This window comes from Paenibacillus endophyticus (assembly GCF_014192395.1).
Classification (GTDB): Bacteria; Bacillota; Bacilli; order Paenibacillales; family Paenibacillaceae; genus Pristimantibacillus; species Pristimantibacillus endophyticus.
This window is the reverse complement of record NZ_JACHXW010000001.1, coordinates 1-25,224: the sequence shown is the minus strand read 5'-3', so window position 1 is coordinate 25,224 and position 25,224 is coordinate 1. Positions and strand designations below refer to the sequence as shown.

The following is a 25,224-nucleotide window of genomic DNA, read 5'->3' as shown; positions in this document are numbered from 1 at the left end:
AACATGTACTCATTCATTATCGTAGACGATGAGCCCTTGATTCGGAAGGGGCTGCTCAAAAAAATTCAATCCTATGCCGAGCCGCTCGCCTTCGCTGGCGAAGCCGATAACGGAGCAGATGCTTTGGAGCTAATCGGCAGCCAAAACCCTGATATTATTTTTACGGATATGCGTATGCCCGAGATGGATGGGAAGTCGTTAATGAAAACCGTCCATCAGCTCTACCCCGACAAAAAAATAATCGTGATCAGCGGGCACTCGGACTTTGATTACATGAAAGAGGCGATCTCGGCTAAGGTCGTCAGCTACTTGCTTAAGCCGTTCAGCCGCGAAGAGATTCACCGCACGCTGGAGCAAGCGATCGAAGCGATTGAGAAGGATCAGAGCGTCAAGCAGGAGGTTGTGCAGAAGACCGCCGAAAATGAGCAGATCAGCTACCATTCCGATGTGCAATCCCTGCTCAATCTGATAATCGGCATTCACCAGCGGGATAAGCTGCCCACCTTTCAATCCGCTCGCTTGAAGGAAGCTCTAGCAGCTTCCGCTTTTATTCTGCTTACCGTATACGCGCCTGATTCGAATGCGCAGCATATCGATGAGCTGCAGCCGGAATATGTGTATATTCCCCATTCCCAAAGCGAGAAGCTGGCTTTTATCCTTATTCCGCTATCTGCCGAGCAGACCGATTCAGAAAAGCTTGCATCCGCCAAACGGACAGCAGATCAGCTCATTAACGCCGTAAGCGTGAGAAAAGGCAGCGAAGGCTGCGTGGGCATCAGCAATGTATTCCACGACATCGGCATGCTTCGGCAAGCCCATCACGAAACCATTAACGCGCTCGATCAGCGGTCGATTGCCGATTTCGGCCGCTGTTACATGTACGAAAAGCAAGGCGAATGGCCTGATGTCATGCTGTGGGAAAGAACGCATGAGCTGTTATTTCTGGTAGAGTCGGGCAAGAGCCTAAAGGTAAAGGAGCTCGTTCTCGACTTTTTCGCCTTTTATATCCGTCAGCCCGCCGTCTCTCTCGCCCAGCTGAAGGAGCAAAGCCGGGATATGATTCAAGAGGTTAAAAAGATGCTGTCCGTCTATTTGCAGACACATGCCGACGGCGCCCCCTCCTCAAGCCTGGAATCCGTGCTGAACATCTCCTTTGATCTGGATTCGATTCGTGAGTATCTGCTTACGGTCTTGATGGGCACCGCCGACCTCTTGAAGGAAAGCTCTGTCTATGCGTCCGAAAATGTGATCGAAAATATTAAAACCTATATCCACAAAAATTACACCAAGGATCTCACTCTTGAAAAAATATCATCGCTTTTTTATCTCAATCCAAGCTATCTCAGCTTCTTGTTCAAAGAAAAAACATCGCATAATTTCACCGATTATATTAACCAGCTTCGAATCGAGCAAGCAAAAGCGCTGCTTAAAAACTCCGATGACAAGGTTTATAAAGTAGCCAAGCAGCTTGGCTTCGACAATCCGAAATACTTCTTCCGGGTATTCAAGAAAATCACTGGCGCGACACCCGAGGAATTTAGAAAAAGCTGATCATTAAGGTGAAACGGCTGTCGCCGTCCTTTGGCGGCGCAGCGCGTTTCATACCGAAAAATATAGAGAAAGGATGGCGAAATCATATCCTTTCCTATATTTCAAGTGTAAACGGCTGAAGCCGTCCTTTCTATAGACGCCATCGTATCGGCGAAATGTATAGAGAAAGGATGAGCAAAGTCATATCCTTTCCTATACGTCAAGTGTAAACGGCTGAAGCCGTCCTCTGGCGGCTAAGCTTACGTTTCGCGTAGACATATAGAGAACGTTGGCGAAATGATATCCTTTCCTATATCTCAAGAAGAAAAGGATACCCTCCTTTGCAAGAGGAGGGTATCCTTTTCTAGTAGAAATAGAAGAATACTTTATCGCCTGAAACATATTAAATCTTATATTTGCAGCAAAAACAGCCTGCCCTCAAACGAGGAGCAGGCTGTTTTCTATCTACTATTTTACGGGATCAAGTTCACGATAATGCCTTGGGTACGGAGGGCAACAGCAGCCAGCTCCGCACGGGTAATGGTACTTGCAGGCAGCAATTGCTGCGCAGGCGTCCCTTTGAAAATGCCGTATTTGATAGCAATAGCCATTGCGTTACGGTTCTCTTTGGAAATGTTGGATGCGTCCTTATAGCCTTGGAGCAGCTTGCTGACCTCTGCATCGCTCAGCGCAATGTCAACGCCTGCATGCTTAAGGGCGTTAGCAAGCACAGCAGCCATTCCTTCGCGCGACATTGGCGTATCGGATGCCAGAGTAGAATAATCTACCAGCTTAAGCTGGACCGCCGCTCTCACAACCGCATCATACCATTTCGTATCGGAAGTGCTTGTAATTGGAGCTATGCCGAGCACGTTAAGCGCAACCATTAGCGTTTGTGCTTTTGTGGTAGGAGCACTCGGCTGCATCGTCGAAGTCGTCACGCCATTGATTAGCAGCAGGCTGTTCGCCTTCGCGATCTCACTGGCGTACCATGCACTTGCAGCCACATCGGTGAACTCGCGCTCGGAAGAAATGGCTACATAGGTGCCGCTCTTAGAAACGAGCGCTTTAATGACAGTCTTCCCATTTGCATCCGTCGTCAGCTTGCCAGGCACCGGTGTCAGCGTGCCGTCATCGGCAACCAAAGCGAGCGCCGTCACCTTTTTGCCGGCTTCTTTCTCTACGGTAACAGTCGCTGTTGCATAGGAGCCGTTCACTTGGTTGACTTTGATGCTTACCGGCGCTGAAGCTACGATAACGCCATCTGCTTTAACATTGTTCACTTTCGCAATATCAGCAGCGCTCGCGGGCGTAACCGACACGGCTGGCGTTGCCGTGACCGGGGCGCCTCCTCCGCCATTTGTTGGAGCTGCTTCAATCGCAACAGTCAGCTTATTGCTGTCCGTTACATTGCCGTTAAACGCAGCAGCTTTTGCTTGCATGCTGATCGATGCAGCTTTCGCTGTTCCATTGAGCTGAAGCGCTGCTTCTGTGCCTGATTCATTTACTTGAACAGAAGCCAGCGCAAGTCCGCTTGCTGCTGCATCAAAGCTCCAGTTATCGGTGTTAGAAGCCGCACTCGCAAAAGGAGCGTTGTCGCTTTTAATTACAATAATAGGATTTACTTGCCCTGCTGTGAGTTGGCTGGCTGTGCTGACAGCGGCTTCGCTCTCGAATGCCAAGCTGTCGATACGTAGGTCAGCCGATTTGAATACGACATAAAGATTATGCTTGCCCTTCAAGCTTGTGTTGCTCAAATCTGAATGAACGTCAACATAACCAAGCTCTGTTACCGGAACGGCTGCATTTGCAATCGTATAGGATCGAGGCTGTGTGGCTGGAACCTCAATCATTGCGATCGGCGCGCTGCTAGGGGAGTCCGCATGCAATGTTATAATACCGCCTGCAGCATCGGATGCAACGGATGCGCTCACGCGCAATGCTCCTGTCATATCTACATTAGGAATGGCAACGTATGAGCCATTTTGCTTGGATCTAACCGCATAATAGCCGCCTACGACATTTTTCGCTTTCAGGTTTTGTGCCGTACGCTCTTTGGACACCTCGTGATAGATAACCTCATTCGAGACAAAGGAATGGTCAAACACATTAAACGGAACATAAACCTTCAGAGCAGCAATGTCTTCGCCACTGATTTGAATCGTCTTCTCGCCGTGGATATCTTGGGAGGAAGACCCTGTCAGTAATGAATAAACGCCATTTTCAACAACGAAGCTATTTTGGTTCACATCCCAAATACCAAAGTCGCTTGCGTCAACCGTCAATGTAACGGTACGGCTCTCTCCAGCAGCCAAATGAACTTTCTCAAAGCCGACAAGCTGCTGCTTGGGAGCGGAGTCGCCATAAGCGGATTGCTTGTTTTTAATATACAGCTGAACGACTTCAGAAGTATCCACGCTGCCTTCGTTTTTCACCTTAACGGAAACGGTAAATGTATCATCCCCATTTGCGCTCACTGGAGCAGCGAAATCACTGTATGAGAATGAGCTGTAAGAAAGACCGAATCCAAATGGATACGTAACCTGCGCATCTGTATACATATAGGTAAGCTTGGACTCGATTGGATCAGCATTCGTCATGTCAAGCGTAAACCTCGGATCAATTGTTGCTAGAGAAGCGGTTTTGTTTCCTTCTGGAACGACATATTTATGAATAGCCGGGAATGCTGACATATCGGCATACCAGGTAGAGGTCAAACGGCCTGTTGGCGCATAGTCGCCGTATAATACTTGTGCCAGCGCTTGCGAATCATATTGGCCGCCATAAGGCTGATATACGATAGCCGCAACATTCGTATTGTTTTGAATTTCTTCAATGCCTACCGGGAAGCTGCTTTTCACCACAACAACCGTTTTTTTGCCTTTTGCCGCGAAAGCAGCCGATACCTTATCAACCAGTTCATAATCGGCATCACCCATGTACAGGCTCGAGCGGTCATTGCCTTCGCCCGCGCTATGGCGCGGAACTGCGCCGACGAATACGACAGCGTAATCGTCAATCGCTGCACGTGCAACCGTATCCTCGCCAACTTCCTTCACTACGGTTTCCTTGAATTTCACGTCTGCGCTGCGAACAGCTGCGTTCGCGGCATTGCCGAGCACCGCTGACGCTGCCTTCAGCTTAGCGTCCGCGCCTGCCGTAATGAAACGGCCATTCGAGTAATACCAGTTCGTGAAGTCGCCGGAGAAGCCGCTTCTGTATCCGTTCGCTACGAGGGAGATCGTCTGATCCTCGTTGTTTTCAATGCGAAGCCTTGGCGGAATCGCGCTCGTATTGCCAAGCATAGCCGCAAGATCCCAGTCATTATCAGTCAAGTTCAATCTTGTAGCATCCGTATTGCCTACAACCGCATTGTTCGCGGTCGGTGAAGTCACCCAGCGGTTGTTTTTGAGCGAGAGCAAGCTGGAGCCTTCCTGACCCCAATCGAATACCTCGAACAATTGGGCTGTATCAGCTGGATTCACCGGATCAGCCGTCGTGATAAGCTGAGCACCGCTTGCGGTAACAGCCGGGTCATATACGTTGGCCGTAACCGTCTGATTATTGCCCATAGCCGTAAGAGCTATGACTTTGCCTGCTGGTTCATACGAGACATGGTTCGCGCCGTTCGCATTGATGATCGCCAGCAACGGTGAGATTCCCGATTGCGGAAGCGTAGGCGTCGTGCCTACCGAATATGTCGTTTTGAACCTCGCATCCGCATACACACCGGACACGGCCGCATTTTTATTTTTCGCGAGCGGCAGCACGCCGTCATTTTTGAGCAACACGATGCTTTCTTGTGCCGCTTGCAGCGCAACTTCCTGATGTTCCGGCAAGCTATAGGTTGCTGCTGCTGCCGTACGCACGTCTTTAGCGTCTTGGGCAAATGGATAAAACTTCGGAATGCCGTTCTCATCCACCTCGTTAAAAATGCCCACGCGCACCATCTGGTTCACATGCGATCTCGCAGCTTTGATGAGATCATCGGCAGTTATGCCATACTCGCCCTTGTTCACGAGCGCAACAAGATCAGGAACATCCGCAGGCGTCGTCCCTGACGGACGGCCGGCATTCGCTTCAGCGAGCGCCATAAGCACAGTCGCATGGGTACGGTCTACTGCATAGTTCGCATCATAGCCGTTGCTAAGGTTGCCGGAGCTCGAAACGTGGGCGTCGCCGTTAAAGTCAGGCGAGCTGTAAGCCCCGTATTTGGAGAAATCATTTGCATGAAGCTGCAGCGGCGAAAGTATGTTGGGAATACCGTTCGTACGTCCAAACGATGTCATAACGCCCGCAATAGCGCCAGATTCCAACCCTTTGAGCGGACTCCGCGTTTGGTACTCAAACATGGCTCTTGCCCCAGCGCTGTTGTTCGCGCTCTCGCGGAACCACTGCGCATTATATACTGAATAATGTTTCGTGCCTACAGCTGCACGCATCCAGAAGCCGTCTTCGCTGGCTGGCTGGTCGATACCGCTTAGTCCAGACGCCATCTCGTCAATGAGTGTCCCGGCCATATACGGATCCTCGGAGTAGCCTTCGTCAAACCGCCCACTCAATGGGTTGATCCGCATATCGCTGACGACCGTAAAGGCAACCGTCGCAGATGCATTGGCGCCGCCATGAATGTTGGATTCACCCTGCTTTACTTTGAGCAAGCTGATTTTTTCGTTCCCCATCACCTTGCCAATATTGGCAAGCAGCTCCTTATTCCAGGTTTGTCCCATTCCGACCAAAGCTGGAAAGTCGGTTGATACGCCTTGCACGTTATCCGCGGCAGCCAACGCGCCAGGAATGACTTTTCCCGCATTTGCTCCTTGGGTGAGCGTGTAATGATTGCGGGAGCCCGTCACATAAACCGCCGGACCCTCTAGACCCGTATACTCGAAATAAGTATCCACATAAGCGTCCAAGTGTTCCGGATTGCCATCAAACAACGGCATCCCGTTGAAGACCCCTCCGACCTGTGTTTTAAAAACAATACTTTCCGCCGCATAGACAGGCGTTCCGGCATGTGCTGACACGCTGGTCACGAGGACCCCGGCAAGCACCATTGACAACATCTTTTTTCCCCATCTTCGTTGAATCGTTTGATTCATTCTTCCGCACCCTTTCTCTCGTCAATTTGCAACCGCTTTCATTTTTGACCCATGCTCATTATACAATTGCAAAGGGTACACTTTGTTTTTACCTTTTGGTGCAATAATTTTAGATTCAAGCCAGGCCTCGCATTCCGATCATGATTGCTCTTTCCCTGCGGCTTCACCTCTGATAAGATATTCACAAATGAACAGCGAATGGAGGAATGGTGATGGGCAACCTACACAATCGAGTCGCCATCATTAGCGGAGCTGGAAGCGGGCTGGGGCGCGCTGCATCGATTTCTTTTGCAGCCGCTGGCGCGGAGGTCGTATTGTTGGGAAGGCGCTTATCCAAATTAGAAGAGACGGCAGCACTCGTTAAGGCAAAGTCTCAGAAGGAAGCGCTCATTTTGCAAACGGATGTTGCGGAGGAGCAGCAGGTGCAGGATACCGTCGCAGCTGTCATCGAACATTTCGGACGCATCGATATTCTGCTGAACAACGCTGCGGTATTCGAATCCGGTACCGTTCTCGAGCTTACCTCCGAAGAATGGCAAAACCAAATCGCAACCAATCTAACAGGTCCCTTTTTGTTGACGAAAGCCGTACTGCCAGCTATGCGCAAAGCAAAATACGGGCGCATTATCAATATAACTTCGGGACTATCGTGGAGCGGCGCTGGCGGCTATGCCGCTTACAGCGCAGCCAAGGCTGGATTAGAATCTTTGACGCGCACGCTCGCGGGCGAGGAGCATGAGCACGGTATTCTAGCCAACCTCTATAATCCAGGTACGCTTCGCTCAGAAATGCATGCGACAGGCAAAGATCCTGCCGTTGTGACGCCTGACCTGATCCGGTTAGCGAGCTTGCCTGCTGGCGGACCAACAGGCACTATCGTTTCTTATGGTTGATGCAGCTTTTCCTTGATTCAAAACAGGGACAGTCCGAAACACACCAGCATGTCTGCCAATCGCATAACAAACGCAAAAACCCTTCAGCACCACTATAAAAGTGGAGCTGAAGGGTTTTTAACCTTATATGATTTAACGAGTGGAAACTAAAATTTCTATTTCCTGCTTTTATTACCGGCTTTTGAGACTGCCTCGTTTATATTTCAACGTTTGCCAAATGAACGGTTAGCTATGCTCTATGAGCTCAATCCACTCATTATATTCCGTCTGCAGCTTCGAATACTCGTTTTTCAACTTATGGTGCTGTTCCTGCAAGTCGGCATGATCTTCTGCAAGCTTCTCAGCAGAGCGGGTTGCTTCATCCCGCTCAAAGGAGAGTGACTCCAGTGCGCTGGCAGCCGCTTCACGCTCTCTGGCAAGCTTCAGTGCATGCTCGCTTAGCTCCTCTTTGAGCTCAGTGGCTGCTGCAGCCTCTTGCATGGCCAGCTCAAGCCGCTCGCGCATGGCGCTCTCCTCCGCTTCACGCGATTGCTTCTCGCGCGCAAGCCGATCAGCTTCAGCTGCGGCCAGCTCCGCGAATTGCTGCTGGTCTTGCAATTGGCTGCTAAGCTCGCGTTCGCGAGCCGAAGCTGCTTCAAGCTGCTGTGCAGCAATCCGCTCCCTGGCAGCCGTCCATTCAAGCTGCTCGGTAAGCTCCTGCTCTCTAAGCTGCATCTGCTCCATCTCCGTCTTCATGGATTGCTCCACATGGGCTGCGGAAGCCGCGATTTGCTCGATTTGGTCCAACTGCGCCTGCAGCTTCTGAAGCATTCTCTCGTAATCATGCTGCTGCTGCAGAAGCAGCTCCTCTTGGTTTGCTGCCAACTGCTTAAGATGCTCGTCTTGCTCAGACTCCAATTGAAGAATGCGTTCTTCCTGCTCTTGTAACAGCAAGGCCCGCTCTTCCTCCTGTTTGGCAGCAAGCGCAATGTATCGTTCCTCATATTGGTCAACCAGCTGCTCGGAGCGGGCTGACTGTTGTGCCGCGTAAGCTTTGGCCTTCTGCTCGTACTCGTCAGCCAGCTGTTTGTTCTGCTTCTCATGCTCGCGAATAAGCTGATTCACGTGCTCCTCTTGCTGCAACGCTTGCTCGAGAAGCTGCTCTTCATATTGAGTAACAAGCTGCTTCTGCTGAGCTTCGAACTCGGCACTATTCTGCCCTAGCTGCTCTTCATATTGATTGGCAAGCTGCTTATTCTGACCTTCATACTCAGCGCTCTTCTGCCCTAGCTGCTCGTCATGCTCGCGAGCAAGCTGTTTCACCTGCTCCTCCTGCTGCAGCGCTTGCTCCAGGAGCTGCTCTTCATATTGATTGGCAAGCTGCTTATTCTGACCTTCATACTCAGCGCTCTTCTGCCTTAGCTGCTCGTCATGCTCGCGAGCAAGCTGCTTCACCTGCTCCTCCTGCTGCAGCGCTTGCTCGAGAAGCTGCTCTTCATATTGGTTGGCAAGCTGCTTGTACTGACCTTCGAATTCAGCATTCTTCTGCCTTAGCTGCTCGTCATGCTCGCGAGCAAGCTGTTTCACTTGCTCCTCTTGCTGCAGCGCTTGCTCGAGAAGCTGTTCTTCCAGCTGTTCAATCAGCTTCCTGCCTTGCTCGGCCTGATCGGCATCCTTCTGCTGAAGCTGTCTCTCAAATGCAAGAGATAGCTGTTTACGCTGTTCCTCGTTTTGCATTTCTTGCTCCAGCAACTGCTCCTCGTGGCGATTAACAAGTTGATTCTGCTTGGCTTCATGCTCTTCCGCCAATGAGGCAAGGCGAGCGTCGCGCTCTGCAGCAAGCTGTTCATAGCGCTCGTTGCTCTCAGCGGATAGCTGCTTGAACAGCTCATCGCTTTCTGCCTCGACGATTCTAAGCTGCTCCTCGTGTTCCAAGCGCAGCGTTCTAGCCAGCTCGCGCTTCTCTTCCTCCATCGCAGCCAGCTGCTGTTCATGCTCTGCTTGCAGCAGGTCGCGCTGATTCTCAAGCTCGGTGCGCAGTAGAGTTCTCTGCTCGTCCCTTTGCACCTGCTCGCCAAGCGCCTTCTCCTCTAACTCAAGCTGAAGCTGAAGCACCTGTTCCTCTAGCTGTTTTTTCAGCTCTTCAAGCTGTACCAGCTCCTGTCCTTGCTGCTGCTCGCGCTCCAGAGCATCCTTCAGACGCTGCTGCAAGTCCGAGGCCCGCTTATCCGCAGCAGAGACATGGCTGCGTTCATGGACAAGCTTCTGTTCAAGCTCTTGGACCTGAGCAGCCGCCACAGCAAGGCTTTCGCGCAGTTCTTCAACCTGCAAGGCCGTCTCTGCAAACTCGCTTTGAGCAAGCTGCAATTCGGTTTCTTTATCTCCTAATCGCATCTCCAGCTCCGCGTATGAGGTTCGGGACGCTTCTTCCTGCTCCATCGCCTGAACGATTTGCTCCTCTGCCTCCGTTATGCGCGCTCCGAGCGTATCCTTGTCTGCCGTCCAACCTTGCTGGAGCTCTGCAATCTGCGTCTGCAGCCTGCTTCGCTCTTCCAGCCAACCGTTTCTGCGGCGCTCCAGGTCTGCACGGAATGCCTGCTCCGCTTTTGCGGCTTCAGCCCTCCAAGCCTGCTCCCGCTCCTCGCTGAGACGCGCCAGCTCCAATTGCGATGATTCCGCATGAGCAAGCCAGCTTAGCTCCCGCTCATCCCACTTGGATTGCCAGCCCTCCGCGAGCTCGGCGAGCAGCTGCTCCTTCTCTCCGATTGCCGCTTGAAGAGCTGCTTCATGCGCTGTTGTCAACGTGCTTAGCTGCTCGTCTTTTTCCTCGCGCAGCGCTCTGAGTTCATTATCCTTCATGCTTTCAAGCTCTGAGAGCTGGATGTCCTTCTCCAGCTCAAGCTCCTGCTGCAAGCTAGCTTTCGCTTCCTTCAGCTCATAAATCTCAGCTTCCGTTACCCTTTTCAGCTCAGCAAGCTCGGCTTCTCGCTGACCTTGCAGCTCCTCCAGCTCTAATTCCTTCATGCTTTGCAGCTCTGCTAGCTCAGTCTCTTTTTGGCTTTGCAGCTCTGATAGTTCCGTCTCTTTTTGGCTTTGCAGCTCTGCTAGCTCCGATTCCTTCTGGCTTTGCAATGCGGCAAGCTCCAGCTGAAGATGGCTTTTCTGCCTCGCAAGCTCCGCATCCTTCGTGCTTCGCACCTCAGACAGCTGCGCTTCCAGCGTCCGTTTCAGATCATTCAGCTCTGAATCCTTTTTAGACTGAATCTGGGCCAACTGCTCGTCCTTCTTCGTCCGCAGCTCGGCAAGCTGCTCCGCATGCTCTTGTGTCAACAATGCAAGAGCAGCCTCCTGCTGCTGCATCGCCTCGGCAGCGGCGGCTTTCTCCGCGGCAGCCTGCTCCGTTGCCAGCGCCAGCATTTCGGCCAGCTCGGCCTCCGCCGCGTCCTTCGCTTGCTGCAGCTGCTCGCTCGCCATGCGCTTCGTCTCTGCAAGCTCCGCCTTCAGAGCCACGGCCTGCTCGCTGATCTGCTCCAGCTCTCGAATGAGCAGGTTCAGCTTCGCTTCCTCCTCCAGAAGCCGAACGTTATCACGACGAAGCCGGAACACTTCCTCCGTAATTTGAACCGCGGAGAGCACCGCAAGCTTTGGCATATCGAGGCGTGGATATCCTTTTGCCAGCTTCTTCATGCTCTCGTCTATCGCTGTTGCAACTCTCTTCATATATTCCACATTGGAATGACCTTTTAATTTATATTGAACTCCATATATATCAACCGTAACTACCGTTTGTTCAGCATCCATTAAGGCGAATCCTCCTATTGTCCAAGTAGAGCAAGCATAGACGTCTATCGTCCAGATAAAGGAGCTGCTTTCTTTTCGCGGTGAATGAAAGGCATAAATCGACCTGCATCGTGCGTTATGCCTCATGTTCAAAAGGAAAAAAGCCGCATCATTAGCTCACTAGGAACTATTTCGATGCGGCTTTAAAGGTTTCCTGCCTACTTGCGCAATTCAGCAGCAAAAGATTGTTCTAATTGTAAAACGACCTTGCCGTGCAACTCTGTTACCTCTTCATCGGTCAGCGTGCGCTCACCATGACGGTACACGAGGGACAGCGCTACACTCTTTTTGCCCGCGCCAAGCTTCTCTCCCGTGAAGACGTCAAAGATGCGAACCGACTCCAGCAATTCGCCGGCAATATCCCATGCGACGCCTGTCAGCTTGGCAGCGGCTACCTCATGATCCACCACGACTGCAATATCACGCTGCATAGACGGATAACGAGGAAGCACCTTATAAGCAATCGCGGAATCTGCTAGATCGTAAACAAGATCAAGTCCGATTTCAAGCACGTAGGTGTCCGCGAGATCAGCTTCCAGTTGAAGGGCAGGATGCAATTGACCCACATAGCCGATAACCTCGTTGCCTTTCGGCGTATGAAGAATGACGGCTGCCGTTCTGCCAGGGTGGAAATGCTCCGGCTGCGCCGCCTCATAAGATACGCTTGCCGTTAAGCCAAGCACTGCAAATACCGTCTCAAGGATGCCTTTTGCATCATAGAAATCTACCTGAGCAGCCTTCGCGTTCCACTGCGCGTCCGAGCGATTGCCTGTAAGCAGCGCTGCAAAACGGTGCTTCTCCTGCGGCAAACGCGTAAGCTGAGCTTCATCGGTATGGAATACGCTGCCGATTTCAAACAACAAAGCGGATTCATTTTTGCGATTGCGATTATAAGCGGCTGTTTCCAGCAGCTGTGCAATCAGCGTCGTACGCAGTACGCTTCGGTCTTCGCTCATTGGCATTGCGAGCTTAACGGGCTTAGCTTGATCAGCAAGTGCCGGGAAAAGCTTTGTACGCTCAGGACCCGTGAAGGAATAGCTGACCACTTCATGCATTCCCGCATCCGATAGACGCTTGCGCAGCTCGCGGCGGATCGTCTGCGGCTTCGTCAAAGAACCAGGTACCACGTCACCGTGAATCAATGTTGTCGGAATTTCATCATAGCCGTGGAGACGAGCGACTTCCTCGATGAGATCAACCGCACGTGTAATATCGCCTCTGCGCGATGGCACGTTCACGGTAAACACATTGCTGTCAGACAGCTCATACTCAAAGTGCAAACGCCCGAATATCGTTTGTACCTCTAGACGGGATAGTTCCGTTCCAAGGTAGCCATTGATTTTGTCCAGCGATACCGCTACTTTGGCCGGCTTCGCTTCCGCTGACGCAGCCTCTACGATTCCTTCCGTGACTAAGCCTTGCGCGAGCTCGGCAATAAGTGCAGCGGCACGATCCAGCGCCGGAATAACGCGCGCAGGGTCAACCTCTTTCTCGAAGCGGATGCTTGATTCCGAACGAAGGCCGAGCTGACGGGATGTTTTGCGTACCGTACCGCCATCGAATTTCGCCGATTCCAGCAATATATTAACCGTCTCGCCCGTTACCTCCGTGCTAGCTCCGCCCATCACGCCTGCCAGGGCAATCGGCTGTGCTCCGTCAGTAATAACGAGCATATGAGGCTCAAGCTTGCGCTCCTGATCATCCAACGTTACCAAGGTTTCCCCCGATTTCGCAAGCCGGACATCAATACGACCGCCTGGCAAACGATCCGCATCGAATGCATGCAGCGGCTGGCCATATTCCAGCATCACGAAGTTGGTCACATCCACGACGTTATTGATAGGGCGAACGCCTGCAGCCATCAGACGGTTCTGCAGCCATAGCGGCGATGCCGCAATCTTTACGCCTTTAATGTAACGTGTGGAATAGTGCGAGCATTGCTCTGGCGCGCTGATGCTCACCGATACCAAGCTGTCCGTACGTACTGTCGTATGATTAATATTGGCATTCGGAAGGCGAACCTCGCGACCGGTCAATGCGCCGATCTCATAGGCTACACCCAGCATGCTAAGGCAGTCTGAGCGATTAGGCGTCAAATCAAGCTCAAGCACCTCATCGTTAATGCCAAGCACATCGCCAATAGGCGTTCCGATTTTGGCCGATTCCGGCAGGACGAGAATGCCTTCCTGCTGCTCCTTCGGCAGAAGCTTCTCATTCAATCCGAGCTCCTTTGCCGAGCAGATCATGCCTTGCGACTCTACGCCGCGCAGCTTAGCGCGCTTGATCTTGAAATCGCCTGGCAGTACCGCGCCGATAACGGCAACAGGAACGAGCTGGCCTGCATCAACGTTTTTGGCGCCGCATACGATCTGCAGCTCCTCGCCTGTACCCACATCCACCTTGCATACGTTCAATTTATCGGCATCCGGGTGCTTTTCCTTCGATTTCACATAGCCGACAACGACGCCGTTCACGCCTTTATTGCGGGATTCGACAACGTCGATTTCGATGCCGCCGCGCGTCATCTTCTCCGCCAGCTCCTGCCCTGTGAAGCCGGACAGGTCGATATATTCGTTTAACCAATTATAGGATACATTCATTTGTTATCATCCTTTCTCTCATTGCTACATTCTTGCGAATTGACTTAAGAACCGCAGGTCGTTCGTATAGAAATGACGAATATCGTCAATGCCGTATTTCAATAGCGCGATACGCTCAACGCCCATACCGAACGCAAAGCCGCTAACCTCTTCTGGATCATAGCCGCCCATCTCAAGCACTCGCGGGTGAACCATGCCGCAGCCAAGAATTTCAAGCCAGCCCGTTTGCTTGCACATCCGGCAGCCTTTGCCGCCGCATTGCACGCAGGTAACATCAACCTCGGCGCTAGGCTCCGTGAACGGAAAGAAGCTTGGACGAAGCCTGATTTGCGCTTGCGAGCCAAACATTTGCTGCACGAATTGCAGCAGCGTACCCTTCAAATCGCTCATCCGGATGTTTTTGCCGATGACGAGTCCTTCGATTTGGTTGAACTGGAATGAATGCGTCGCGTCGTCGTCATCGCGGCGGTATACCTTGCCTGGGCAAATAACCTTAACCGGCGTCTGGCCGTTCATCGCCTTCATCGTGCGAACCTGTACCGGTGATGTATGCGTACGCATCAGAATGTCGTCGGTCACGTAGAAGGAATCCTGCATATCGCGAGCCGGGTGGTTCTTGGGCAGGTTTAACGCTTCGAAATTATAATAATCCTCTTCAACCTCTGGTCCTTCGGCTATCGTGTACCCTAGGCCGATAAATACATCCTCAATCTCCTGCGCCACTTTATTGAGTGGATGCACGGAGCCTGTCGGCAGCTGCTTGCCGGGAAGGGTAACATCAAGGGTTTCCGCCAACAAGCGATTATTGGTTTCGGCTTGCTGGAACGCTTCCTGCTTCTCGTCAATAACCGTTTCGATCGCAGCGCGAACATCATTCGCTACCTGGCCGATAACCGGGCGCTCTTCGGCGCTCAGTCCGCCCATCCCCCGCAATATTTCAGTCAAAGCGCCTTTTTTGCCCAAATACTTTACGCGCAAATCGTTAAGCTGCTGCGGAGTGTTCACTTGCTGAAGCTCCTGAAGCGCTTCGACGCGCAATCCATCCAATCTTTCCTTCATTATTCTTCGCCTCCATGTCTTCATCCCTATTTCTTGACACAAAAAAAGGCCCTCTCTCCCTGAAGGGACGAAAGAACCGTGGTACCACCCTAATTCGGACAACGCTCGCGCCATCGCCATTAACCTCATTCGGTCAACGCTTGACTGCTAAAGCGGATTGTTATCCCTTAGCCCCATAACGGCGGGAACCGGACACTCCCTACTCGCGCCGTGCGGCAAGCCGCTTGCGGCGTTTCAGGCGTCTGCTCCGGAGTGAATCTTCGGCAGCCTGTTTCCGTAAAGACGCTCTCAATCAACGGCGTCTTCTCCCTGTACGAAAGTACTGCTTACTCTTCTCCATCATTGCTTTGCTGCGAATATGAAACAATAATCTATATTATATGCAATCTGACGAATGCTTGCAACCGGAAAGCATGCTTTCCTGCTAAGAATCAATTCGCATCATCATTTCTTCAAGCAGCCTGATGCGGGCAAACGATGCGCGAAGCAAGCCAATTCCGATCTCCGGATACAGCCGTATGAGCCTAGAAACGTTTTCGCCGAGAAGCTTCAGCATCTTGACGTCGCCGAGCAAGGACTGCGCCGTTACGGTCGAAGCCGTATTGTCGAGCGCAGATGTTACGCCGCAAACGTCTCCAGTGCCCAGTACGCCGATCGTTCCTTCCCAGCCGGCTGCCGAGATGCTCGTTAGCTCAATATTGCCGTCAACGATGACGTACATGGCCGGATTCGGCTCCCCTCGCTCCAGCAGGTTCTCTCCGTCCAGGCAAATATGCTCCTCCGCAATATTAGCGATCAAGCCAAGCTCCTCCAGCGACAGATCAGCGAAATAAGGAACCTGCCGAAGAAAGATAACCTTATTCAAGCGGCTCATCATCTGCTGTTCGCTTCCCACTTGTGTTTCCTCCTCTACTAAAGCCGCAGCGGCAATCTCCCGCCACCAATCATCATTGCCTTGCTTTGCATTCTCCAATTGCGTGATTGCATCGGAATCCGAATCGACGGCTATGCCTTCTTCCCCGCGTTCAAGGACGGTGAGCAGGTACTGGGAAAGTCGCCGTTCGCCCATTCCTTCCGCCAATACTTCCCACGCATTGCTGCGGATTTCTTCATCCTCATCGGCTGCGGCACGCCTGATCGCATCGACGACCTGTTCGTCCGCAAGCTTCGTCAATACAGCCCATACCCCTTCAATAATAAAGGTGCGAACCTCGCGCCAGCGCCGCAGTGCAAGTTCCGCAAGCTCGGATTGACCGAGTCGCTGAAGCGAAGCGGAATAACCTAAGGCCGCTTCCAGCTGGCTAAGCCGCTTTAGCGCCTCATCGGTAAGCACCGTACGAACCTGATCGTCCGGCAGCAGCATAGAGAGAGCAGACATCGCTGAATTCCAGTGCTTCGGCGGGGAGTCCGGCAAGCTGTCGAGCAGCGGCCGAACCGCGCCATTCCCCATGGCGATAAAGCTCTGCGTCGCCGTTCTCAGCATTTCCTGGTCCATAAGCGGCAGCTTTTCGAGCAGCATGGGAATAATCGTGACGACCTGCAGCCGTCCAAGACAATCAATTGCCGCTACCCTTGCTGCAGGATGCGCCTCTTCAGCCAGCCGTTCGACCTTAGGAATGAAGTTTCGAAGCTCCAGCTCCGCAATGACACGGCAAATATAAACAGACGATTCTCCGCCTTCATCCAAAATCCGGTCAATCACCTCCGCGCAGGCTTCAAGGCTTGGGGCATTATTAAAGGAATACATCGCTTTGACGGCTTCCGCGACGACGCTCGGATGGTGATCGAGCAGCTTTTGACGCAGGAAGAAAAACGCCTGATGCTCCATATGCTTCATTCTGCCGATTTGCCTGACGCCTTCCGCGCGCATCTCATCGTCTGGATCCTCGAGAAATGCCGCAACCTTGACCATTGCATGCAGGTCGGCACTCTCCAAATTCATAGCCCTTACCGCAGCGACCCTAATACGCGGATTCGGATTGTCGATAAGCTCCAGCAATTCGGGAACGTCATTCGGGTTTTGCAGCCTTGCCAAAATCTGCAACGCGATCTCTTTCGCTGAGTCAGCCGGCAGCTTTAGCATCTTTTTAACCTCGGCAATCGCTGCATCGTTCCGGCCGAATTCATCGAATTGCTCGGCCAAATCCTGCTCGCCGATCGTTTGCACGCTGCTCACAAGCTCGCGCATATAAAACCTTCTGCCGAACCACGCCAGCACGAAAAGCAGTACTGCTCCCGCAAATCCGACAAAGGATAGCACCGTCCAGGATAAGCCGAAGCCCGAATGCAGAAACTGAAGCCCCGCCCCGATCATGATCCCGGCTGATGCCGCAATGCCTTGGGCTGCATAACGGTAGCTGTCGCGCTGCGCAAGCGGAAGCGTCTTGTAGAACAGCTGGTACGACGGCTCTGCAGAGTAATACAAAAGCAAATACAGCAGCATGTAGCCGACCGATATAATCGGCAAAGCCGCCGTGCCGCCTACGAAAAACAAAGCAGCTGCAAAGGAGAGCACATATACGCCGGAAATGGCCGTGAGCATCTGGCTCGCGCCAAGCCGCGCCATCAGTTTTCCGGATACGATTTGCAGCAGGAACGCAAGCACGAACAATACCATCGTAATCATTCCGAAGAAGCGGCTAAAGGCCTGCTCGCTCGGGAAAGACAGCTTGGTTACATTCAGAAACTCGTATTCCATGAGGAAATACAGCGCCGGCATGAGCGTCATCAGCAGGATGACAGTCAGCAGAAAAGGAGACCTGAGCGCGTGCTTGAACACGGCGGTAGTTGTGACAGGCTCCTCTTCCTGCGCGTTAGCCTCCATTTTAATAGATAGAGGAACCAAATAACGATTGATAACTTTGCGGTAATTAGGCATAGCCGCAAGCAGCAGCAGCCCTCCCGCTGCATACACGACTTCAGGCCCGAAAGCTAAGCTAATGAGCTGAGCGAGCAAGCCAGCTGCTACTCCGCCAAGCGTGGCGGAACCCACGAACACTGGCATCAGCCGCTTCGCCTGCTGCGTGGAGCATAAGTCTACAGCAAGGCTCCATAGCAGCAGCGTCTGCTGCCGCACAACGAAGCTCGAAGCGATGAACAGAATCGGGTAGTAGGCTCTTGCCTCCAGCCCAAAGCCTTGCAGCACTAACAGTACTGTGGCGTTAAACAGCACAATGCCGAGCAAAATGCCATACAATACCCGCATCAGCTTTGGTTTGGGCAGCTTTGCCGCCAGCCAGGACAGCAGCCACGCCTCTAGCGGCAAAATAACCGCTTCCGCTGCGTAGACATAGGGCAAGTATTCGCTACCGAACCGTTGATTGAAAAGTGTCATAAACCCGTTGTAATTGAGCATCTCCGATATGCCGCAAATAAAAAAAACAGGCGCCATCATAAGCAGCTTACGCTGATCTTCAGGACGGGCGCCGATTGCACGCAATATTCTTTCTATGTTCATTTCCCTTTAAACCAGCTTTCGATGATAGATTAACCGGTCTTCCCCTTCGTAGTAATAATCCGGGCATCTGCCGACTAGTGTAAATCCACTTTTCTCAAAAACCTGACGAATCCGGTTATACTCCGGCAAATCGCATGTATAAGTGACCAAATATCTGGCTTGCTTCGCTTTCAAAAAGTCATACATTTGCTCCATCAGCATGGCTGCGACGCCTACCTTGCGGTAATCATGATGGACGACCATATAATCCCAGCTATAGCCGCCTGTTTTTTGCTCGTTTTCCGCGACACAATTAATTCCGATAATATTGCCGTCCTCGTCCTCTGCATACCAGAAATAGATTTCTTCTTTTAAAGCTCGGTAAGGAAGCTCATGGAAATGGACCAACTCGCCTGGCGTATAGCGTGTATCGTCAAAGGAATGATCCGATAATAAAAAATGAACGATTTTCTCGGCTTCTTCTGCCGTAGATAAGCGATTTAATCGAATTTGTCCCACAAGCATATGCCCGCCTCCCTTGTATGTTGGCACTAAACAGCCAGCGTTCCATTCCAGCCCTCTGTCGAGCCTTTCTGGTAATATTCATCGCAAAGGTAGAAATACAACTTTGCAGCTTTGTCGAAACGGTTGATTTTGATAACCTCGATAAAGGTTTCCCTTGCGTCGAAGAAACGGCCCTCCTGGCAAAGCATAATGCCCTTCTCGAACATCGTTTTCGTCCGGTCCTTCAAGCCCCGCTCCATATCTGAATCGCCCTCGTACACATCGATCAGCTCAATCGGCTCATCCTTGCCCTCGATCCGAACCCGCCCAAGCTGACGGAAACGGAAGCGCTCAGGCGCGCGCAGCTGATCGAAGAAAGTGCGCGTTACGAGAATCGATGCGCCCATCGTATCCGACATCCGCTCCAGCGTTGCCGTAATGTTAACATCATCCGAAATCACGTTGCCCTCCATGCGCTGCTCCTCGCCCACGATGCCGAGCATCAGCGGTCCCTTATGAATCGCCATGCCAAGATCGACGGGAGCGTAGCCTGAAGCCTTCAAGCTCTCGTTATAAGACACAAGTTCTCTGCGAATGGATACCGCCGCACGCAGGGCGTCCTCATTGCGGGCTGGGAAAAGCGCCATGAAGCCTGCTCCCAGATACTTGCTAATGAGGCCTTCCTCCGTCCGCACGAATGGGCTGAAACGCTTGAGGAACGCATTCATGAAATCAAAATTTTCTTTAGGAGACAGCTGCTTGGACAGCTGGTGGAATGAGCGGATGTTCGCCACCATAACGGTCATATTCTGCTGTACCTGATCGCCAAGATGGATATCCGTGATGCCCTTTTTACCCAGGTATTTGAAAATCTGCTGCGGTACGAACCGGTGCGACGCCTCGCTAAAGGATGTAATATCCTTAATGTAAGTCCGGATATGGACGGCCATTCTGTTGAATTGCTCGCCAAGATCACCGACCTCATCCTGCGAGCGAATATTCACCCTTACATCCCAATTTCCGCTTGCCATCTCCATCACACTTTTGCGAAGCTTACGAAGCGACGACAACAAGTAATAGGTAACCGCGAGTACCAGCACGATCAACGCCACGCTAATCAGTCCAATATTGCGCATAATGCTCTTATAAATGGTTTGATTGGATTGATATAAGACGTTGACATCGCGGCCTGTTTCATAGACACCTACGATCTTGTTCGTGGAATCATAGATCGGCCCGATCGCATAGAGCCACTTTCCTGTCGCGTCCTCCCAGCGATCCGTCACAACCTCGCCGTTCTCTACGACAAGCCGGTTCAGCTCGTTTACAGGAAACGGCTTATACATGTTTACGCCGTCATCATCGTCCATGATAATGAAGATTTCACCGTTCTCATATCTGTAAAGCGTGCTGTACAGACCTTTGCGGTTGGCAGGATCCTCGCTTTCGAACAAGAAATTCATCTTGCTTCGAATCGTTTGATAGTCCTTGCTCATATAGTCATTGGGCGATGTCAAACGGTTTAACTGGTCGCCGTTAATTATATTTTGTCCGTTCCGCGCAAGCAGCGAAAGCTGCTTCTGCATCTCGTCCTCCATTTTGCTGGAGAAGCTGTTGTAAATAAAATTCGATAATAGGATCATTGCGACAATCAGGATAGGTACGATAGCGAAAACCTGTTTGAAAAACAAAGAAATTCTGCGATTCAGCACGTACACGTAGAGCAGCCTGATCAGAAAAATCAAGATGATGAGCAGCGCCGCGGCGCCCAGCCACGTCACCCAGCCCTTCACTATCGTGCTTCGATCATAGGTTAGCTTCATTAGTACCTGAGCCGGACTCTTATCCTCGCTAATCGTAACTTTGCTGTCGCCCAGTATGAGCTCCATGCGTCCCGCAGCATCAAGCGTTAAATCCATGATGTCGAGGCTTTCTGCGCTTGGTGCCAAAGCACTTAAGCCAGCTTCGTCGATGACCGTAATTAAATCACTGGAATCCGACGCATTCATGCTTGAAACTGCATTTACGAAACGGTCAATGAAATAGAGTCGCCCATTCTCTCCGAGCAGCAGTCCTTCGGGAAAGTTTTTGCGCGTGCGGTCCATTCCCTCAAGCGGGTATGACATTTCACTAACGCCGTCCGCCTTCACATTAAATATGGCCCCGCGCTTCGTAGAATAATAGATTTGCCCCGCTTCATAGCCGACAATCTCCGACAGATAGCGATCTGCCGGCAACTCGAACGCCAGCGTTTGCTCAGGCTTGCCTCCAGCTGCGGACAATCGATTCAAAGTGACGCTTGTGCTTTCATTTATGTAGAAATAAATACTGTCGCCGGCAACCTGAAGTCCTTTGATCAGGCCGACACGCTTGTTCGTTCCGCTTCCCTTATAGGTATAAAGAAGCTTTCCCTTCGTATCGCCAGGCGTATAGCTAACGATTCTTTCCTCTTGGACATAGAGACCGTAGCCATCCAATATCGTATCCAGGACATAAATAGTGCCATCGGCAGCAACCGCAATTTCCGTAAAATCATGCCTGCTTCCATCACTGGAGTCCTGCCTTACCAGCTCTTCAATAGAGCCCTCGCTGCTCATCCTTACAATTTCTTGACGGGAATCGCCAATAACAATGGTGCTCCCTTCTGGTCCGGCAGCTACTTTCGATAAATAAGTAAGTGGTTTTTCTGTTGTATACGGGGGAGTTTGGAAGTGATCGGCATTCGGATACAGCCAAAAGCCGAGACCGATTGCCATAAGTAACAGCAGAGCTATTCCCAACGTGGACCTTCGCATGCGCACCATCGCTTTCATCTTGCAAAATTCTACTATTTCCATAGTACTACAAGTTTAGCCATTTCGCATCAGTATACTTGTTATAATTCATCGAATGTTAGCTATTTTAGTAGGTTTTTGTTGATGGTCCTATTGGCTTATAGTACTATTAAAATAGTAGAACATAGGAGGGGCCAGCTATTGAATGCCCACTCACGGAAAGGAAATTTATGGGACAACTTGTATGCGGCGGAGCTACGATGCAATGCTCCTTCGGAGCAGCTCCAGGAACGTTAAACGTGCTGCCTGCCAACCGTGTTCTGACGGCTATGCCGATCGCGAACATCATGGATAACAAGCCAATGGTTAATATCATGCCTTTTGGCGTATGCAACTCAATGGCCAACCCGATGGTGGCAGCCGCTACGGCTGCAGCACTCGGAGCACTCACGCCCCAACCTTGCATTCCAGTCACTGCCGCTCCATGGGCTCCGGGCTCCCCGACCGTGCTGGTCGCGAACATGCCCGCACTCAATCAAACTTCGAAATGCATGTGTAACTGGGGAGGCGTCATTCAGTTCGTCAATCCCGGACAGATGACGATACAGGTGCCATGATATGATTGAGCAAATTTTAAATCCCATTATAAAGCCGATTAAACGGAAGATTATCGCCCCTCTCAAACGCGCCAAGACGCTACCGAAGCGTGCGCTTGCCGTCATACGCAGATGGCTGGTTACCGCCATATTCGGACCGCTGCGCTCGCTTAACAATTATTTGCGGGTTGGCAGTTACTTCATTGCGAAGAAGCTCATAGCACTCATATTGATTATTACGCTTTTCATCGTTTATTTTGGCTTTATTAGTCCGCCGGCGTTTATAAACAAATGGTTCGGGCGCACGCCGCAGCTCGAAGCGAGCGCCGCAGCCGACAAAGGCTTCACGGGGCCAGCTTCCATCATGGACGCCGATGGCAATCTGCTGTTCAAAGGACAGCTTGAGAATGGGCAATATACCGGAAACGGCAAGCTGTTTTTTCCAGATGGCAAGCTCCGTTATCAAGGAGACTTTGCTAAAGGAATGATGGAAGGAGCTGGCGAGCTCTATACCGCTGAAGGCATTCTATTATACCGCGGAGCGTTCGCAGCTGACCAATACAGCGGAGCAGGAACACTGTTTTATCCCGATGGGCAGCCTAAGTACGAGGGACTATTTCTAGCAGGAGCCTATGAAGGCGCCGGTACCGCCTTTGCCGCCGATGGCAGCATGATCTATTCAGGCGCTTTTTTGAAAGGCGTATTTAGCGGGGACGGCAAGCTTTATAGCGGCAAAGATAAATTGCTTTACGAGGGCCAGTTCAACAATGGCATCTACGAGGGAGCCGGCAAACAATTTGACGGCAATGGCGTATTACTGTACGAAGGAAACTTTCTTGCCGGAAAGCTCTCAGGACCCGCCAAGGAATATTTCCCTTCCGGTTTCGTGAAATACGACGGCGCTTTCCTGCTCGGCAGCTACCATGGTGCCGGCAGTCTGTTTAATGAAACCGGTTCAACCGTTTATGTAGGTTCTTTTGCGAATGGCGTGCAGAATGGCAGCGGACAAGCGTTCAATGCCGCCGGAGGCGTTGTTTATGACGGCAAGTTCGTAAATGGCAAATACGAAGGCGTAGGTACGCTCTTCGACGCGGACGGCGCACCGCTGTACAAAGGTTTTTTCCGGCAAGGCAACCTGTATGCAGAAGGCTTTATAAGCCTCTCGCTCGTGAAGCTGCAAGAAACGTTAGGCGCGCCTGATGCGCCAGTTCTTCCGCTAGAGGAGGAGCCGCTCGAAGATGGAACCGTTATAGAAGGTACTTTGCCGGACGATGCCAGCGATGCGAACGGATCGGTGATCTCGCCGTTGCCGTCTGCTGCTCCAACCGCAACGGATCAAGGAGCTATCCAGCCATCTGCAACGCCAACCGCAACGGATCAAGGAGCCATTCAGCCATCCGCAACGCCAGAGGCGAGTGCTGTACCTTCTTCATCGCCGACTCCGAACAATGAGGTTCAGACGTTATCCGCTTCTAACGAATCTGTCACGATTGCAGATATCGCCACGATGACGGACGCTCCTGCATCAGATAGTGTACCACCTATTGAAGGAGAAATAGGCGAAGAGGTAATTTTACCTCAAACCCTAACCTTTAGCGCGATGCAGCTATCCTTTGTTCTTGAAGTTGATGTGGACAATCCTGAAGCTTTTTATGTCCAGAGGCTTACGACATGGAATCCGGTCATCATGGAGCAAACTTACAGCCGCTTGCTGGCAGCCAAGACCGTATCAGCCAAGGAGCAGCTGGAAAATGGACGGACAAACCTTATTTTCAAATCAGGCACTACGCTGCTTACTTTTTTAATGAACAAGAACAAGCCTGTGCGGCTTGAAATGTCATCCATCCTAACGGGATCCGAATAAAAAAGGCAGGCTGAGAACGATTATGAAGTGACCCCTTAAAGTTAGACAAATATTTTTTGTTCAACCTGTTGGGCATGAGCTCGGTACTGTACCGGGCTCATGCCTTTTAATTTTGACTTGATACGTTTGTGATTGTAGTAATCAATGTATCGTTCTAGTTCTTGCTTAAAGTGATCTACACTTTCAAACTCATTAAGATAAAGAAACTCCGACTTCATAATGCCAAAAAAGTTTTCCATTACCGAGTTATCGTAACAATTCCCTTTGCGCGACATGCTTTGGGTAATTCCTTGTTTCTTCAAAGCATGTTGATACTGCTTCATCTGATAGTGCCAACCTTGATCCGAATGCAGGAGGAGTTCATCCTCGCCAGATAAGCGTTTAAAGGCCTTATTTAGCATCTCAGAGACTAAGGAATAGGTAGGGCGAGTCCCTATTGTGTAGGTGATAATCTCGCCGTTAAACAAGTCCAGAACAGGTGATACATACAGCTTTTCACCAAACAACTTAAATTCCGTAATATCGGTAACCCACTTCTCATTTGGCCTATCTGCTTGAAAATTACGATCCAGCACGTTAGGCGCAGTTTTACCTACTGTTCCTCTGTAGGAACGATATTTCTTCATACGTACCACAGATTTCAAATCTAATTCTTTCATGATAGGTTGCACTTTTTTATGATTAACTCGGTGGTCCCGATTAACTAGTTCATCACGAATACGACGATATCCATAACATCCCTGATGTTCCTCATATATGGATTGAATAAGGAGTTTCAGTTCTTCGTCTGGGTCTGGCTTCCCAAACTGTTTCACCCAGTAATAAAAGGTGCTACGTGGGACTTCAGCGAGCTTTAGCAATTCAATCACCGGGAATTTGAGCCTTAATTCATAGACTACTTGCGCTTTGTCTTGTTTGGTGATTTTTCCTTGTTTTGAACTAAGGCATTCAACTTTTTTAAATAGGCGTTTTCCATGCGCAAACGTTCTAATTCAGCTTGTAAAGCTTCAACTGAGCCCTCGGCAGGTTCTTTTCTTTTGGTTCTCT

General features: G+C 51.1%; 12 protein-coding genes and 1 pseudogene. 4 read left to right on the top strand and 9 right to left on the bottom strand.

The genetic code is table 11. The annotated features are described in order from the left end of the window. Positions 1 to 3: 3 nt before the first annotated feature. A complete protein-coding gene (locus tag FHS16_RS00060) occupies positions 4 to 1,551 on the top strand; it encodes a response regulator transcription factor (RefSeq protein ID WP_183557142.1) in 1,548 nt (515 codons plus the stop codon). A gap of 452 nt (positions 1,552 to 2,003) precedes the next feature. On the opposite strand, the gene FHS16_RS00055 is transcribed toward FHS16_RS00060, so the two are convergent. Beyond that, positions 2,004 to 6,632 carry a glycoside hydrolase family 3 C-terminal domain-containing protein gene (locus FHS16_RS00055; protein WP_183557140.1) on the bottom strand — a complete coding sequence of 1,543 codons (4,629 nt, stop codon included), beginning with the start codon at positions 6,630 to 6,632 and terminating at the stop codon, positions 2,004 to 2,006. Between the two features lie 212 nt (positions 6,633 to 6,844). On the opposite strand from FHS16_RS00055, the gene FHS16_RS00050 reads away from it, so the two are divergent. Beyond that, complete coding sequence (locus FHS16_RS00050) at positions 6,845 to 7,525, top strand: SDR family NAD(P)-dependent oxidoreductase (RefSeq protein ID WP_183557138.1); 681 nt, start codon at positions 6,845 to 6,847, stop codon at positions 7,523 to 7,525. Between the two features lie 225 nt (positions 7,526 to 7,750). Here the strand turns inward: FHS16_RS00050 and FHS16_RS00045 are convergent, their stop codons facing one another. The 7 genes from FHS16_RS00045 to FHS16_RS00020 form a co-directional block, all read right to left on the bottom strand. Continuing rightward, positions 7,751 to 11,305, bottom strand: a complete 3,555-nt coding sequence (locus FHS16_RS00045) for a hypothetical protein (protein ID WP_183557136.1) — start codon at positions 11,303 to 11,305, stop codon at positions 7,751 to 7,753. Positions 11,306 to 11,502: 197 nt separating this feature from the next. After that, on the bottom strand, positions 11,503 to 13,944 hold the full coding sequence (pheT, locus tag FHS16_RS00040) for a phenylalanine--tRNA ligase subunit beta (protein ID WP_183557135.1): 2,442 nt from the start codon (positions 13,942 to 13,944) through the stop codon (positions 11,503 to 11,505). Positions 13,945 to 13,968: 24 nt separating this feature from the next. Then, positions 13,969 to 15,003, bottom strand: coding sequence for a phenylalanine--tRNA ligase subunit alpha (pheS, locus tag FHS16_RS00035; RefSeq protein ID WP_183557134.1), 1,035 nt, complete (start codon positions 15,001 to 15,003; stop codon positions 13,969 to 13,971). 167 nt (positions 15,004 to 15,170) lie between these two features. Next, positions 15,171 to 15,299 (bottom strand): hypothetical protein, encoded by a 129-nt coding sequence (locus tag FHS16_RS32165; protein WP_281378953.1) that lies wholly within the window; start codon positions 15,297 to 15,299, stop codon positions 15,171 to 15,173. Between the two features lie 128 nt (positions 15,300 to 15,427). Then, positions 15,428 to 18,460: an Npt1/Npt2 family nucleotide transporter gene (locus tag FHS16_RS00030; RefSeq protein ID WP_183557133.1), complete on the bottom strand. Its 3,033-nt coding sequence runs from the start codon at positions 18,458 to 18,460 to the stop codon at positions 15,428 to 15,430. Positions 18,461 to 18,466: 6 nt separating this feature from the next. Beyond that, positions 18,467 to 18,964: a GNAT family N-acetyltransferase gene (locus FHS16_RS00025; RefSeq protein WP_183557132.1), complete on the bottom strand. Its 498-nt coding sequence runs from the start codon at positions 18,962 to 18,964 to the stop codon at positions 18,467 to 18,469. Between the two features lie 26 nt (positions 18,965 to 18,990). Then, complete coding sequence (locus FHS16_RS00020) at positions 18,991 to 21,756, bottom strand: adenylate/guanylate cyclase domain-containing protein (RefSeq protein ID WP_183557131.1); 2,766 nt, start codon at positions 21,754 to 21,756, stop codon at positions 18,991 to 18,993. Between the two features lie 191 nt (positions 21,757 to 21,947). Here FHS16_RS00020 and FHS16_RS00015 point away from each other — a divergent pair, with 191 nt between their 5' ends. Next, positions 21,948 to 22,334 carry a DUF4280 domain-containing protein gene (locus tag FHS16_RS00015; protein WP_183557130.1) on the top strand — a complete coding sequence of 129 codons (387 nt, stop codon included), beginning with the start codon at positions 21,948 to 21,950 and terminating at the stop codon, positions 22,332 to 22,334. 1 nt (position 22,335) lies between these two features. After that, entirely contained in the window at positions 22,336 to 24,177 is a 1,842-nt protein-coding gene (locus FHS16_RS00010; RefSeq protein ID WP_183557128.1) for a hypothetical protein, read from the top strand. Positions 24,178 to 24,218: 41 nt separating this feature from the next. On the opposite strand, the pseudogene FHS16_RS00005 reads toward FHS16_RS00010, so the two are convergent. Continuing rightward, a pseudogene (locus FHS16_RS00005) lies at positions 24,219 to 25,224 on the bottom strand (IS3 family transposase); the annotation flags it as partial.